Source organism: Amycolatopsis sp. NPDC028719 (assembly GCF_055565395.1).
The window spans coordinates 1,051,313-1,064,725 of record NZ_JBVHUL010000002.1 but is presented as its reverse complement, the minus strand read 5'-3'; the positions used below and the strand labels follow the sequence as shown (position 1 = coordinate 1,064,725).

General features: G+C 71.6%; 13 protein-coding genes. 5 read left to right on the top strand and 8 right to left on the bottom strand.

The window, feature by feature from the left end; genetic code table 11:
- Positions 1–29: 29 nt before the first annotated feature.
- A complete protein-coding gene (locus ACZ4TR_RS13000; protein WP_465287198.1) occupies positions 30–833 on the bottom strand; it encodes a helix-turn-helix domain-containing protein in 804 nt (267 codons plus the stop codon).
- A gap of 71 nt (positions 834–904) precedes the next feature.
- Between ACZ4TR_RS13000 and ACZ4TR_RS12995 the strand changes: the two genes are divergently transcribed.
- Positions 905–1,633, top strand: coding sequence for an SDR family NAD(P)-dependent oxidoreductase (locus ACZ4TR_RS12995; protein WP_465287197.1), 729 nt, complete (start codon positions 905–907; stop codon positions 1,631–1,633).
- Between the two features lie 105 nt (positions 1,634–1,738).
- A complete protein-coding gene (locus ACZ4TR_RS12990; protein WP_465287196.1) occupies positions 1,739–2,899 on the top strand; it encodes an LLM class flavin-dependent oxidoreductase in 1,161 nt (386 codons plus the stop codon).
- Between the two features lie 72 nt (positions 2,900–2,971).
- On the opposite strand, the gene ACZ4TR_RS12985 is transcribed toward ACZ4TR_RS12990, so the two are convergent.
- The 6 genes from ACZ4TR_RS12985 to ACZ4TR_RS12960 are packed head-to-tail and all read right to left on the bottom strand — an operon-like array spanning position 2,972 to position 8,069.
- Positions 2,972–3,718 (bottom strand): SDR family NAD(P)-dependent oxidoreductase, encoded by a 747-nt coding sequence (locus ACZ4TR_RS12985; protein WP_465287195.1) that lies wholly within the window; start codon positions 3,716–3,718, stop codon positions 2,972–2,974.
- On the bottom strand, positions 3,715–4,635 hold the full coding sequence (kce, locus tag ACZ4TR_RS12980) for a 3,5-dioxohexanoate:acetyl-CoA acetone transferase (protein ID WP_465287194.1): 921 nt from the start codon (positions 4,633–4,635) through the stop codon (positions 3,715–3,717). The genes ACZ4TR_RS12985 and kce overlap by 4 nt, the downstream gene beginning before the upstream one ends.
- Positions 4,635–5,477, bottom strand: coding sequence for an LLM class flavin-dependent oxidoreductase (locus ACZ4TR_RS12975; protein WP_465287193.1), 843 nt, complete (start codon positions 5,475–5,477; stop codon positions 4,635–4,637). Before ACZ4TR_RS12975 ends, kce begins: the two co-directional genes overlap by 1 nt.
- Positions 5,474–6,244, bottom strand: a complete 771-nt coding sequence (locus tag ACZ4TR_RS12970; protein ID WP_465287192.1) for an HpcH/HpaI aldolase family protein — start codon at positions 6,242–6,244, stop codon at positions 5,474–5,476. The genes ACZ4TR_RS12975 and ACZ4TR_RS12970 overlap by 4 nt, the downstream gene beginning before the upstream one ends.
- On the bottom strand, positions 6,241–7,167 hold the full coding sequence (locus ACZ4TR_RS12965) for a cupin domain-containing protein (RefSeq protein WP_465287191.1): 927 nt from the start codon (positions 7,165–7,167) through the stop codon (positions 6,241–6,243). Before ACZ4TR_RS12965 ends, ACZ4TR_RS12970 begins: the two co-directional genes overlap by 4 nt.
- A gap of 11 nt (positions 7,168–7,178) precedes the next feature.
- Positions 7,179–8,069, bottom strand: coding sequence for a DUF6282 family protein (locus tag ACZ4TR_RS12960; RefSeq protein ID WP_465287190.1), 891 nt, complete (start codon positions 8,067–8,069; stop codon positions 7,179–7,181).
- 150 nt (positions 8,070–8,219) lie between these two features.
- Here ACZ4TR_RS12960 and ACZ4TR_RS12955 point away from each other — a divergent pair, with 150 nt between their 5' ends.
- Both ACZ4TR_RS12955 and ACZ4TR_RS12950 read left to right on the top strand, forming a co-directional pair.
- Positions 8,220–9,581, top strand: a complete 1,362-nt coding sequence (locus ACZ4TR_RS12955; RefSeq protein ID WP_465287189.1) for an MFS transporter — start codon at positions 8,220–8,222, stop codon at positions 9,579–9,581.
- Entirely contained in the window at positions 9,582–10,589 is a 1,008-nt protein-coding gene (locus tag ACZ4TR_RS12950; RefSeq protein ID WP_465287188.1) for a hypothetical protein, read from the top strand.
- On the opposite strand, the gene ACZ4TR_RS12945 is transcribed toward ACZ4TR_RS12950, so the two are convergent.
- Positions 10,556–11,347 carry an IclR family transcriptional regulator gene (locus tag ACZ4TR_RS12945; RefSeq protein ID WP_284740686.1) on the bottom strand — a complete coding sequence of 264 codons (792 nt, stop codon included), beginning with the start codon at positions 11,345–11,347 and terminating at the stop codon, positions 10,556–10,558. The two genes, ACZ4TR_RS12950 and ACZ4TR_RS12945, sit on opposite strands and share 34 nt — an antisense overlap.
- 251 nt (positions 11,348–11,598) lie before the next feature.
- On the opposite strand from ACZ4TR_RS12945, the gene ACZ4TR_RS12940 reads away from it, so the two are divergent.
- Positions 11,599–13,404, top strand: coding sequence for an alpha-L-fucosidase (locus ACZ4TR_RS12940; protein WP_465287187.1), 1,806 nt, complete (start codon positions 11,599–11,601; stop codon positions 13,402–13,404).
- The last annotated feature ends 9 nt before the right edge of the window (positions 13,405–13,413 follow it).

Here is a 13,413-nt window from a genome sequence, read left to right as displayed (position 1 = left end):
GACGTGACGGGCGTCTCAGTCGGCGGTCTTCACACGGCCGAGGCCGCCAGCCGCCGCAGCCCGGCGGCCGCCGGGCTGTCCGGCTCGGCCCGGTAGACCACCAGGGTCTGCTCGTCGGCGCCGGGGACGGTGAACGCGTGCTTGGCCAGCTCCAGCTCGCCCGCCGTCGGGTGCGTGAACCGCTTGACGGCGGTGGTCGTGCGCCGCGCGTCGTGGCGGCTCCAATGGCGGGCAAAAGCCGTGCTGCCGGCGGTGAGTTCGCTGACCAGGCCGGTCAGCCGCCGGTCGTCCGGAGCGGCGCCGGCGAGGCGGCGCAGGATGGCCGTGACGTTGCCCGCCATCGCTTCCCAGTCGGGGTGCAAGGCGCGGGACGCGGGGTCGAGGAAGAACGAGCGGAAGAGGTTGGTGCCGGGGGCGTAGCGGGGAGCCAGCGCGACGGCCAGTGCGTTCGCGGCGAGCACGTCGAGGTGCCGTCCCCAGACGAGCGCCGGGGTGTCCGGCCAGGCGTCGATCAGCTCCTGCAGGCCCGGCGCGAGGCGCTCGGGCCCGGCGGCGCCGGCGCGCGGCGGGTGGACGAGCCGCCGGAGGTGCGCCTCGGTGTCGGCGTCCAGCCGGAGCGCCCGCGCCAGCGACGTGAGCACCTGCTCCGACGGGTTCCGGTCCCGGCCCTGTTCGAGCCGGGTGTAGTACTCCGGGCTGACCCCGGCGAGGGCGGCCAGCTCGTCGCGGCGGAGGCCGGGCACCCGGCGCTCGGCGAGGTCGGGGAGGCCGGCGTCGGCGGGCCGGACGAGCCCGCGCCGCGCCCGGAGGAACTCGCCGAGGCGGTTCGTCATGATCACCAGGATAGCCCGGGTGGCCCTGGCGCGGCCTGGTCCGCCCGGCGCCGGTGACCCAGGCTCGCGCCATGAGCACTTCTCGGGTGGCACTGGTGACCGGTGCGAACAAAGGACTCGGCTTCGAGGCCGCGCGGGGGCTCGCGCGGCTCGGGTGGGCGGTGCTGCTCGTCAGCCGCGACCCGGCGAAGGGCGCGGAAGCGGCCGCCCGGCTGCCGGATCCGGTCACGCCGGTCCGGCTGGACGTCACGTCGGCGGCGGACGCCGACGAGGTGGCCGCCCTGATCCGCGGCCGGTACGGCCGGTTGGACCTGCTGGTCAACAACGCGGGTGCGGTCTTCCGCACCGAGCCCGCCGAGCTGACGGCGGCGGATGCGCGGCGGACGTTCGAGACGAACCTGTTCGGCGCGGTCACGATGATCCACACGTTGCTGCCCCTGCTGCGCGCGGCCGAGCGGCCGCAGATCGTCAACGTCGCCAGCACGACGGCATCCCTGGCGCTGACGACGGCACCGGGTTCGACGTTCGCGGCGGCCACGGACACGATCGCGTACGCCTCGGCCAAGAGCGCGCTGGTGATGGCCACGGTCCGCTACGCGACGGCGTTCGCGGCGCGTCCCGAGCTCGCCCACGTGCGCGTCAACGCGGTGACGCCGGGGCGCATCGCGACCGACCTCAACGGGCACACCGGGCCGCGGACCGCCGGACAGGGCGCGACGGTGATCCTCGACCTGGCCGCCGCGGGAGCGGACGCACCGACCGGCGCGTTCCTCAACGAGGACGGCCCGGTGCCGTGGTGACCAAGCTGCTCCGTCCGGGTGACCATCGGTAACGAGTCAATCGCTCTCGGCGTCTGGTTTTTCGGTGCCTGCTCTTCCGGGACCCCGACGACGCGGAGGCCGTGGATGAAGATCGACCTGTTCAACGAGATCCAGAACCCGCGGCCGTGGCCCGAAGGGCACGAACAGCTGCGGTTCCGGCAGGCCATCGAACAGGCCGTCCTCGCCGACGAGCTCGGCTACGGGTGCTGGTGGCAGGTCGAGCACCACGGCGCGGGGGAGTTCAGCCTGTCGTCGGCGCCCGAGCTGGTGCTGGCCGCGCTTTCGCAGCGCACCAGCCGGATCCGGCTCGGGCACTCCGCGGTGCTCGCGCCGGGCCGGTTCAACCACCCGATCCGCGTCGCCGAGCGGGCCGCGACGCTCGATCACCTCAGCGGCGGCCGGGTGGAGCTCGGCCTGACCCGGTCGACCATCCCGGAGTGGCGCCTGTTCGGCATCGAGCCGGAGGACGCTCGCGCGCAGACGCGGCAGGCCTTCGAGATGGTGCCGAAGATGTGGACGTCCGAGCGGTTCTCGTGGGAGAGCGACGACTACCGCGTCGACGACGTCCCGATCGGGCCGAAGCCGCTGCAGCGGCCGCACCCGCCGCTCTGGCAGGCGGCGGCGAGCCCGGCGTCGTTCGAGGAGGCCGGCCGTCGCGGGGTGGGCGTGCTGGGCACGACGATGTGGGAGTCGCTGGAGCGGGCGAGCCGCCTGATCGGCCTCTACCGCGCGGCGGCGGCGGAATGCACGGCGCCGGTCGGGGCGTTCGTCAACGACCAGGTCGGGTTCTTCACGTTCGTCCACTGCGCGGAGACGGACGAAGAAGCGATGCGCAACGGCGCGGCGGCGGCCGCGGCCTGGTACACGGTGACGGCGTTGACGTTCTTCGAAGCGGCGACGGAGTTCGTGCGCGCCCATGCCCGCAACGAGGAGCTGATGAAGTCCCCGGGCCTCACGGGCGACTTCCTGCGCGGCGAGGCGGCGGCCGCGCCGTCGGAGGCGAACCTCCTGATCGCCCGGATCCTCCAGGGCGAGCAGGTGCGCGACGAAGAGGTGTTCGAGGTGCTGAGCGCGCAGGACTCGCTGATCGTGGGCAGCCCGGAGACGTGCCGCAAGAAGCTGCGCGCGTACGCGGACCTGGGCATCGACCGGCTGATGTGCCTGCAGCAGATCGGCGGCATCCCGCACGAGAAGGTGCTGAAGAGCATCCGGCTGATCGGGGAGCTCATCCCGGACCTGGCGTGAACGCCGTGAAGGCCTCCTTACCGGCTCTTATGGCCGGGAAGGAGGCCTTCACAGCTTTCCGCAGACCCGAAGCTACGCCGTGAAGCCGCCGTCGACCGGGAGGACCACTCCGCTCAGGTGGCTCGCCCGGTCGCTCAGCAGGAACGCCGCCGTCGAGCCGACTTCCGCCCCGGTGCCCACCTTCCGCAACGGCGTCGCCGCGATGCGGGCCTCCACGCCGCCCGGGATCGTGCGGCGCAGCTCGGCCAGCATCGGGGTCTCCGTCGGGCCCGGCGCGATCACGTTGACCCGGATGCCCAGCGGCCCGAAGTCGTGGGCGGCCGTGCGGGTCAGGCCGATCACCGCGTGCTTCGTCGCCTGGTACGCGCCCATGCCCGAACTCCCGCGCACGCCGCCGATGCTGCTGACGTTCACGATCGACCCGGCGCCCTGGCGCTCCATCACGGCGACCTCCGCGCGCAGGCACAGCCACGTGCCCTTCACGTTCACCGCCATGATCCGGTCGAAGTCCGCTTCGGGCACCTGGTCGAGCCGGCCGCCGCCGCCCATCGCCGCGTTGTTGAACGCGCCGTCGAGGCGGCCGAACCGCGAGACCGTCGCCGAGACGAACTCGTCCACATCGGACGCCGAAGAAACGTCACCCGTCGTGTACGCGACGTCGTAGTCGCCGAGCTCGGCAGCGAGCTTCGCCAGCGGCTCCTCGTGCCGCGCCACCAGCATCACCGAAGCGCCGTCCTCGGCGAACACCCGCGCCGCGTCCGCGCCGATCCCCGAACCGGCCCCGACGACCAGGACCACCTTTCCGGTCAGCAGGCTCATGCTTCTCCTCCTCGCAGTGCCAGCATCGCGCGGGCGTCGGCCGGGGTGGCGATGGGCTTGCCGAGATCCTCCACCACCGCCCGGATCTTCCGGACCTGCTGGGCGTTGCTCTCGGCGAGCTTCCCCTTGCCGATCCACAGGCTGTCTTCCAGGCCGACCCGCACGTGCCCGCCGAGCCACGCGCTGTGCGTGCCGAAGCCCAGCTGGTCACGGCCGGCGGCGAACGCCGAGAACGCGTAGTCGTCGCCGAAGAGCTTGTCCGCGATGCGGACCATGTGCTCGAGGTTCGCGTGGTCGGCGCCGATCCCGCCGAGGACGCCGAACACACCCTGGATCAGCAGCGGCGGTTTCGCCAGCCCGAGCTCGGCGAAGTACGCCAGCGAGTACAGGTGCCCGATGTCGTAGCACTCGTACTCGAACCGGGTCCCGGACTCGCCGAGGGTCCGCAGCGTGTGCTCGATCTTGTCGAAGGTGTTCACGAACGGCTTCGAGTAGGTGTTGAGCACGTACGGCTTTTCCCAGTCGTGCTTCCACTCCGTCACCTTGCCGGCGATGCCCGAGTAGACGAAGTTCATCGATCCCATGTTCATCGACGCGAGCTCCGGGCGCAGTCGATACGCGGCCGCGAGCCGTTCGTCCATCGTCATCGAGGACGCGCCGCCCGTGGTGATGTTGACGACGGCGTCGGTCTCCGCGGTGATCCGCCCGACGATCTTCTCGAAGACGTCCGGATCGGGCGTCGGCCGCCCGTCCGGCTCCCGGGCGTGCAGGTGCACGATGGCCGACCCGGCCTCGATGGCCGCCAGGGCGGCGTCGGCGACTTCGTCGGCGGACAGCGGCAGGTACGGGCTCTGCGACGGGATGTTCACCGAGCCCGTGATCGCGGTGGTGATGATGACCTTTTCGGCCGTGCGCATCAGTTCTCCTCTTCGGCGAGTGCGCGGTAAGCGTCCAGCTTCGCGTCGTCCAGCGGACCGACCAGGCTCAAGGCCACCTGCGTCGCGCCCGCGTCGTACTGCGCCCGCACCGCCTCGCGCACCTGGCCGGGCGTGCCGTACGCGACGAGCGCGTCGAGCAGCCGGTCGGACCCAGGTGGTGCGAGGTCGGCCTCGGTGAAGCCGAGCCGGGTCAGCTTCGCGATCTGGTGGGGGAGCGTCAGGTAGTAGGCGAGCCGATCCCGGGCGACCTCGCGGGCGGCGGAGCGCGACCGGCCCACCACCGCCCACTGGACGACGGACAGGAAGAGGTCCGCCCCGACCGTCTCCCGCGCCCAGCGGGTGTGCTCCGGCGTGACGAGGAACGTGATCAGCCCGTCGGCGCGTTCGGCCGCGAGGCGCGTGATCCCCGCCGAGTAGGCGCCGAGGACCCGCGGCACCCCGGTGGCCACCTTGTCGACGCCGTCGAGGTACTCGCGCAGGAACGGGAGCGGTCCGACCCCGCGTTCACGGACCGCTCCACTGACCCCGAGCCCCAGCACATAACGCCCGGGGTAGCCCGCCGCGAGGTCCCGGGCCGCCGACCCGGCGGACTTCGGCACGCGTTCGAGCGCTCGCGCGACGCCGTTGCCGACGATCAGCCGGGACGTCGACCCGAGCACCAGCGCCGCCGTCGTGAACGCCTCCCGCCCGGCGACCTCCGGGATCCAGACCATGCGGTGGCCGTACTCCTCGAGCGCCCGCACGAACCGCACCACGCCGTCGTGGTCCAGGTCGTCCGGCTCGGCGATCGACAACGCCGTGCGCGGCAGGGACAGCGTCATGCGGTCGCGTCCCGGAACGCCCGGACCAGGCCGCGGGCGGCGTCCGCCAGCATCGTCGTGTCGTTGCCGAGCAGGACGAAATCGCAGCCGTCCCGCACCGCCTGCGCGGCTTTGTCGGGCACGCCGCCGAACGCCAGCCCGCAGCGCTTCCCGGCGTCGTGGGCGGCCGCGATCGCCGAGGCGATCAGGTCGAGCACGTCCGGCGACGCGGGTGTCGAGCCCATCGACATCGACAGGTCCGCCGCGCCGACGAACACGGCGTCCACCGTGTCCAGCGCGAGCATTCCGGGCGCGGCCTTGATCGCCTCGACGCTCTCCAGCTGCGGGATGCACAGCACGTCGTCGTTGCCCGTCGCCAGGTACTCGGCGTTGGGTCGCAGTCCCCATGCTCCGGCCCGGCTGGTGCCGCCGGCGCCGCGGACGCCGTGGGGCGGGAACCGGCACGCCCGCCCGACGGCGGCCGCCTCTTCGACCGTGTCGACGTGCGGGACGAGGATGCCCATCGCGCCCGCGTCGAGGATCTTCTGGATCGTCGACGGCGTCTTGTCCGGCACCCGGACGATCGGCGTCATGCCCAAGGCCGCGGCGGTGTTGATCAGCCGGTACGCCGTCACCAGGTCCAGGGGTGCGTGCTCCAGGTCGACGACCACGAAGTCGAACCCGGCGAACGCCATGATCTCGGCCGGCTCGGTCGAGGCGATCTTCAGCCAGGTGCCGACAGGAGTGGCTTCGCGGGTGAACAGCCCGCCACCGGTGCGCCCGCTCACGGCTGTGACATCCGGGGCTTCGCCCCGGGCCGGGGGCTCTGCCACCCGGAGCCCCCGGAAAGCGGCATCGGGTAATCGTCGGCGTTCAGGACCCAGCCCGGCTTTTCCGAGAAGTCCACGCGCGGCGGGCTGAAGATGTCGATCAGCTGGTTCACACCCGGGTCGCTCGCCTCGGACGTGTGCACCGTCGGCGGCGGGATGATCGTGACCGACGGGCTGCCGATCCGCACGTGCTCGTCCTCGCGCCAGGTGGTGCTGTCGGGCAGCCACGGTGTGCGGATGTGGTGGACGTATTCCCCTTGCACGGCCAGGGAAAGCTGCTCGAAGTCGTCGTGGTGGTGCGGGGAGAGCTTGTGCGGGTCGCGCGGCCCGTCCTGCAGCGGCAGGAAGTTCACCATGAACGACCGGGTGCGGAAGATCCGCCCGAACCGCTTCGGGTCGTCCGGTACCTCGGACAGCGGGTAGAAGCGGACACGCGGTTCGGCGGGTGCCGGCCAGCGCTCCAGCAGCGTCACGCGCGGGTGGTCCTCGGCGTAGGCGTCCGCGTTGGCTACCCGATCCCGCCAGGCCGGTTCGGTCGCCTCGACCAGCCGGACCAGCGGACCGTCGCCGTGCACGCTGATCCGCGACGCTCCGGGCGGGACGACGACGAGCCCGGGTTCGGCGATGCGGGTGGCGCCGTCGCCGGTCAGCACGGTGAACGCGGGGGAGGCGCCGGTGACGACGATCGCCAGCTCGCCGTCCAGGGTGCCGTTGTCGAGGTCGTCGCCGTCGCGGGCGTCGGTGTGGATGAGGATGACGTTCTGCGCGCGCACGACCGGGGTCGCGCGCAGGTCGAGGTACTGCGCGGCGGTGATCGCGGCGCCGCTGTCGGGCCGGGCCGCGGTGGCCAGCGCCGAGCGGGGATCGTCCTTTTCGTACACGGCGAGTCCTTTCAGGCGTCGAGGTTCAGCAGGTACGCCGGGTTGTCGCGGACCATCCGCCGCAGGTCCTTCTCCGGCAGACCCAGGTCGAGCAGCGCTTCGCCGACGCGCAGCCACGCGTCGACCGGCTTCGGGTTGGCCTTCTGGCCGAAGTCCGACGCCAGGACCGTGTGCTCCGGGCCGAGTGCCTCGATCCAGGTCAGCAGGTTCTTCGGGTCCCACTTCTGGGTGCCTTCGGGGTCGTACATGCCGACCTCGTGCTCGATGAACGCGCCGAGCTCGATCAGCTCGCGGCACACGGCCGGGTCGGCGCCGATGACGAAGTCCGGGTGGCTGACGACCATCCGCTTCATGCCCCGCTCGTGCGCTTCCCGGAACAGCGTCCGGATGTACTCCGGGTACATGTGCCCGCCGTTGAGGACGGCCTGCTGCTCCTTGATCTCGTCGAGGATCTCGAGCGCCTCGGGCTTGAGCACGCCTTCGCCGTCGACGATGTCGATGCGCTCCAGCGTCAGCGGGACGGTGGTGGTCGGGAAGGCGCCGTCCTCGGGGTGGCAGTCGATGTGCCGGCCGGAGGAGATGGTCGGGAACCAGACGACCTTGCCGCCCATGCGCAGGGTCATCCGCACGGCGTGGACGTTGAGCCCGCCGACGGTGCTGTTGAGCGCGATGCCGCCGAAGGCCTGCGCCTTGACGTCGGCGAGGCGTCCCTTCATGGCGAGGATGTCCATCTGGGTGTTGTGGTGGTGGGACTTGGCGACCATGGCGCGCATCCCGATCCGGGCGCCGTCCTGGGCGGCCTCGACGTGGTCGAAGCGGCGGGGGAACGGGCTGGGGCCGGAGTGGACGTGCATGTCGACCAAGCCGTCCAGGACGGAGGCGATGGCGGGACGCGAACTCATGAGCGGCCTTTCGGTTCACATTATGAAGTCAAAGTTCACTATAGGACCGGCTGTCAACCCTGTGACCGCTCTTGTGCATCGACGGACGCATATTTAGAGTGTCTGACGTTCACTTGGTGAACATTCAGTTCGGAGCAACGGAGGACGCTGATGTCCACACCGCCCAGCGCCGCAGCGGCGGCCGCCCGTCCCGGCACCCCGCACGGCCCGGACGTCACCAAGGTGCGCGCCGCGATCCGCGGCGGGACGCTCGCCTACTTCGTCGACCAGTTCGACATCTACCTGCCGATCGTCGTGCTGGCCCCGGCGACGGCGTACTTCCAGGCGGCCAACCTCAGCGCGAGCACGACGGCGCTGCTGGCGTCCCTGGTGTTCGCGTCCACGCTGATCGGCCGGCCGCTCGGCGCGATCATCTTCGGCCACTTCGCCGACACGGTCGGGCGCAAGCGCACGACGCTCGTCGCCGTCGGCGGCTTCGGCATCATCACGCTGCTGACCGCGTGCCTGCCCGGGCACGAGACGATCGGGATGTGGTCGGTCGGCATCCTCATCGCACTGCGGTTCGTCGACGGCATCTTCCTCGGCGGCGAGTACACGACGGCGGTGCCGCTGGCGATGGAGTGGAGCCCGAAGCACAAGCGCGGCCTCTACGCCTCGATCATCACGTCGACCTCGCCGGCCGCGTACGCGGTGATCGCCGCGATCACGCTGCTGATGCTGCAGCTGCTGCCCTCCGCCGGGCTGCACAGCGCGTACGTCCAGTGGGGCTGGCGGATCCCGTTCTTCGTCGGCGCGGCGCTGGCGGCCGTGCTGTTCCGCTACTACCAGAAGCAGGTTCACGAGCCCCCGGCCGAGCTGACCGGCGAGAAGCACAAGCTCCCGTTCGTGCGGCTGGTGAAGAAGTACCCGCGGGCGCTGGGCCAGGTGTTCATCCTGATGACCGGCACGTGGCTCGCGACCAACATGGAAGCCGCCGTGACGCCCGCGCAGCTGAAGGCGCACCTGGACCTGTCGAGCAAAGAGGTCACCATGACCATGCTCGTGATCAACGCGGCCGCCGCGCTGTCCTACCCGGTGTTCGGCGTGCTGTCCCAGCGCATCGGCCGGCGCCGGTTCTACATCGGCTACGGCTTGGCGATGGTCGTGGTCGGCGCGGGGTCCTACACGCTGCTGATGGCTTCGAACGGCGGCTTCGGCGCGGCGCTCGGCTTCGGTGTGCTCATCGGGGTGTTCACCGTCGGCACGTTCGGCCCGATCGCGGCGTACCTGACCGAACGGTTCCCGGCGAGCATCCGGTCGACCGGCTACGGCGTCGGCTACAGCCTCGCGCTCATCGCCCCGGCGTTCTACCAGTTCTACCTGCAGCGGTTCGACGGGGTGCTGCCCGCGCACCTCGCCCCGGGTGTCCTCATCGTCCTCGCCGGCCTGCTGATCAGCCTCGGCGGCTTCCTCGGCCCGGAGACCAAGGACGTCGACATGGCCGACGACAGCACGATTCCCGCACTGTCCTGAATGGACATCTGCGGGCTGGCCGCCGCCAACCCGGTGTGGGTCGGCTCGTCCGAGCTGACCATGACCCTCGACGGCATCGTCGCCTGCGTCGACGCGGGCGCCGGTGCCGTCGTGGCGAAGTCGGTGAACGAAAGCGCGGCGGCCCGGCGCCAGCTGGACATCGCGGACTACGCCTTCGTCTCCGGCGACCGGGGAGTGCGGCCTCCGGGCCAGGCGTACCTCGGTGACGGCCTGCTGAACCGGTCCGGGCTGGCACAGGTGGACCTGGACGACTGGCTCGGGATATTGGCGGCGGGCGTGGCTCACGGCGCGGCGCGGGACTGTCCGGTGGTCGGCAGCATCACCCTCGGCGACCCGGCCGCGGCCGCGCGGATCGGGCGTGCGCTGGCTTCGGTGGTCCCGGCGGTCGAGCTGAACATCGGTGCCCCGCACGGCCGCGAGGCGCGCGCGGTGCGTCAGCTGACCGAAGTGGACGGTGTCGCTGCCGCCGTGCGGACGGTGCGCGCGGCCGTCGGCGTTCCGTTGTTCGTGAAGCTGCCGGGCCAGGCCTCCGACGTCGTCGCGCTGGCCAGGGCCGCCCGCTCGGCCGGCGCGGACGCGGTCGGGCTGGTCGGCCGGTACCCGGGTTTCCTGCCCGATCTCGACGGCGGCTCGGTGCTCGGGTCGTGGGGCGCGTGGAGCTCACCGGGCTGCCTCCCGATGAGCCTTTACTGGGTGAGCAAGGCTTTCACGGCGTTGGACGTGCCCATCATCGGCACCAGCGGCGCCCGCACCGCGACGGACGTGCTGCGGTTCCTCGCCTCCGGCGCACGGGCGGTCGAGGTCGTCACGGCGTTGTGGATCGGCGGGCCCGCGGTGCTCCGGGAACTGGTGGACGGCGTTTCCCGGGTCGGCGACGACTTCATCGGCAGCGCGCTCGCCGGAACACGGGAGTACGCCGACGTCCCACCGGCGCCGTCCCCGGCGTGGGTGCCCTACACCGCGCGCTGGACGTCGTCGGGCCGGTAGTGCCCGCCCAGTTCGTGGGTGAGCTCGCGCGCGGTGTCGACCACGACCCGCAGCTCGGGGGTGTCGTCGCCCATCGACAGCGTGTTGTCCGGGCCCACGATCGCGATCGTGGCGCAGATGCCGTACTCGTCGAAGACCGGCGCGGCCACCGCGACGATGCCGGGCGTGCTCATGGCCGAGCAGTGGCCGGCCGCGCGCACCCGTTCGACGTCGGCGCGCAGTTCGTCGCGTGCGGTGCCGGAGAGGGTGCCGATCAGCCGTTCCATCGACAGCTGGTCGGCGTGGTAGGCGAGGAAGACCTTGCTCTGCGCGGTGTCCAGCGGCAGGTGGCTGCCGACCCGCACGGACACGATGACGATGGTCGAGGCGTTCTCCTCGACCCGCGAGACCACCGGGCCGGTGAGACCCCAGAGGCTGAGCACGACGCTGGTCTGCGTGGCGCGCGAGAGCGCCTGCATGTGCCGAGGCGCGAGGTTGACGACGCGGCGGTGCCCGATCGCGAACGCGCCGAGCTGCAGGAGCAGTCCGCCGGGCACGTAGCCGCCGTCGGCGCTGCGTTCCAGCAGGCCGGCCGCGACGAGCGAGGTGCAGTACCGGTACGCCGTGGTGCGGTTCAGGCCGAGCCGTTCGGCGACCTGGGCGGCGGTGACGTCGGGGGTCGCCGGGTCGAACAGCGAGAGGATCTGGCTGACCCGGCTCACCGCCTGGATGTCCGCCTGGTCGGCACGGGCGTCCGGGGACCGCGTCGGTTTGGTCACGGGAAGCCTCCGCCGGAAGTCTGGAATCGCTGTTCACTTCGTGAACACGGATATCAGGCTACCGGACCGGACGCTTCCCCTTGACCCATCGGATCAATCTCCCGTGAAAGTCGGGTCCGTGACAAGTTCACGCCACTCTTTGTCAACTGGTCAGGTCTAGACATCCGATGGATCGCCGACCTAGTCTGGCCATCGTCCACCCCGTCTCGCCGCCGCCGGGCTCGTGGCCGCGGTCCGTCACCAGGAGAGTCATGACGTTTCGCGGTCTGGTCCTCGCGGTCGCCGTCGTTTCCGGCACGGTGGTGGCGGTTCCGGCCGCCGGGGCCGACGGGTGCGCCGGGCCGATCCGGCCGGCCACCATCATGACCGTCCGCTCCTGCGACAGCCCGGACCGCGTCGTCGCGAAGGCCGCGGCCGTCATCCCGCGGAAGGGGCAGCTGGCCTGGCAGCAGCGGCCGGTCACGGCGTTCACGCACTTCGGGATGAACACCTTCACCGGCCGCGAATGGGGTTCCGGCGCCGAGCACGAGTCCACCTTCGCGCCGCCGGCCGTCGACACCGCCCAGTGGATGCGGTCCCTCAAGGCCGCCGGCGTCACGCAGGTGATGCTCACCGCCAAGCACCACGACGGCTTCGTCCTCTACCCGACGCGCTACACCAACCACTCGGTGGTCACGAGCCCGTGGTGGCTCACCCCCGGGTGCGCCGACCCGGCCCGCGACGCGGCGGAAGCCGCGCGGAACCAGGACCCGGCCGCCTATTGGCAGACGCGGAACACCCGCTGCGCCAACCCGCGCGGGGACATCCTGCGCGACTACGTCGACTCCGCGCGCGCCGCCGGGCTCAAGGTCGGCGTCTACCTGTCGCCCGCCGACGGCGCGGAGCTGCCCAAAACGTTCTTCGCCGACGAGGTGCGGCGCATCGAAGCGAAGGTCGCGGCCGGGCAGCCGTTGAGCATCGAAGAACAGGCCACGTACGAAGACCGCGCGAGCGCGCCGCGGGGGCAGGGCCGCTACGGGACGAACAGCCCGGTCACCCGCCGGACCATCCCGACGCTCGTGCCGCACGACGACCGCGCCGCCGCGCTCGCTCTGGGCAAGCTGCCGAGGTTCACCGTCGACGAGGACGACTACAACGCCTACTACCTCAACCAGATCTACGAGCTGTTCACCCAGTACGGCCCGATCGACGAGCTGTGGCTGGACGGCGCGAACCCGTGGCGCGACCACGGGATCAGCGAAACCTACGACTTCACGACGTGGTTCAAGATGATCCACGCGCTGTCCCCGGACACCGTCACCTTCGCCGGGCCCGCAGGGGTGCGCTGGGTCGGCAACGAGGCCGGGCAGGCACGCGAGACCGAGTGGAGCGCGCTCCCCACCACCGGGGACCCTCGGACGGCGCACAACGAAGAGCTGTTCCTCGGCGGCGCGACCGCATCGGATCTCGGGTCGCGGCAGAAGCTGGCCGATCCGTCGGTGCGGTACTTGCAGTGGGCGCCCGCGGAGTCGGACGTCTCGATCCGGCCCGGCTGGTTCTTCCACCCCTCCGAACAGCCGAAGTCCGCCGCGCAGCTCGTCGAGATCTACCGCCGGACGGTCGGGCGCAACTCGTCGCTGCTGCTCAACGTGCCACCGGGGCCGGACGGCCGGATCGCGCCCGCCGACACCGCCGCGCTGGCCGGGTTCGGCCGGGCCATCGCCCGGACGGAGGGCCGCAACCTCGCCGTTGGTGCTCCCGGTGCCGTCACGGACTCGTCGGTCACCACGGCGGAACCCCTGGACCGTCCTCTCGACGTCCGGCTGCCGCGGCCGGTCACGTTCGACCAGATCCGGCTCGGCGAGGACATCACCCGCGGCCAGCACGTGGAAGGCGCGCTCGTGCAGGCCGAGGCCGGCGGCACCTGGCAGACCCTCGCCACGGTGACCACGATCGGCTACACCCGCCTGGTGACGCTGCCCGCGCCGGTGACCTCCGCGCACCTTCGCGTCGTCGTCACGCAGTCCCGCGCCACGCCGTACCTGGCCACCTTCGCGCTGTACCGCACCGCCAGCTGAAAGGGAGTC

What these genes read in the sequence shown, in the direction of transcription:
- ACZ4TR_RS12940 (WP_465287187.1), top strand. Translation starts at nt 11,599, where the DNA reads ATGACGTTTCGCGGTCTGGTCCTCGCGGTCGCCGTCGTTTCCGGCACG.
- ACZ4TR_RS13000 (WP_465287198.1), bottom strand. Translation starts at nt 833, where the DNA reads ATGACGAACCGCCTCGGCGAGTTCCTCCGGGCGCGGCGCGGGCTCGTC.
- ACZ4TR_RS12985 (WP_465287195.1), bottom strand. Translation starts at nt 3,718, where the DNA reads ATGAGCCTGCTGACCGGAAAGGTGGTCCTGGTCGTCGGGGCCGGTTCG.
- ACZ4TR_RS12950 (WP_465287188.1), top strand. Translation starts at nt 9,582, where the DNA reads ATGGACATCTGCGGGCTGGCCGCCGCCAACCCGGTGTGGGTCGGCTCG.
- ACZ4TR_RS12960 (WP_465287190.1), bottom strand. Translation starts at nt 8,069, where the DNA reads ATGAGTTCGCGTCCCGCCATCGCCTCCGTCCTGGACGGCTTGGTCGAC.
- ACZ4TR_RS12975 (WP_465287193.1), bottom strand. Translation starts at nt 5,477, where the DNA reads ATGACGCTGTCCCTGCCGCGCACGGCGTTGTCGATCGCCGAGCCGGAC.
- kce (WP_465287194.1), bottom strand. Translation starts at nt 4,635, where the DNA reads ATGCGCACGGCCGAAAAGGTCATCATCACCACCGCGATCACGGGCTCG.
- ACZ4TR_RS12955 (WP_465287189.1), top strand. Translation starts at nt 8,220, where the DNA reads ATGTCCACACCGCCCAGCGCCGCAGCGGCGGCCGCCCGTCCCGGCACC.
- ACZ4TR_RS12995 (WP_465287197.1), top strand. Translation starts at nt 905, where the DNA reads ATGAGCACTTCTCGGGTGGCACTGGTGACCGGTGCGAACAAAGGACTC.
- ACZ4TR_RS12990 (WP_465287196.1), top strand. Translation starts at nt 1,739, where the DNA reads ATGAAGATCGACCTGTTCAACGAGATCCAGAACCCGCGGCCGTGGCCC.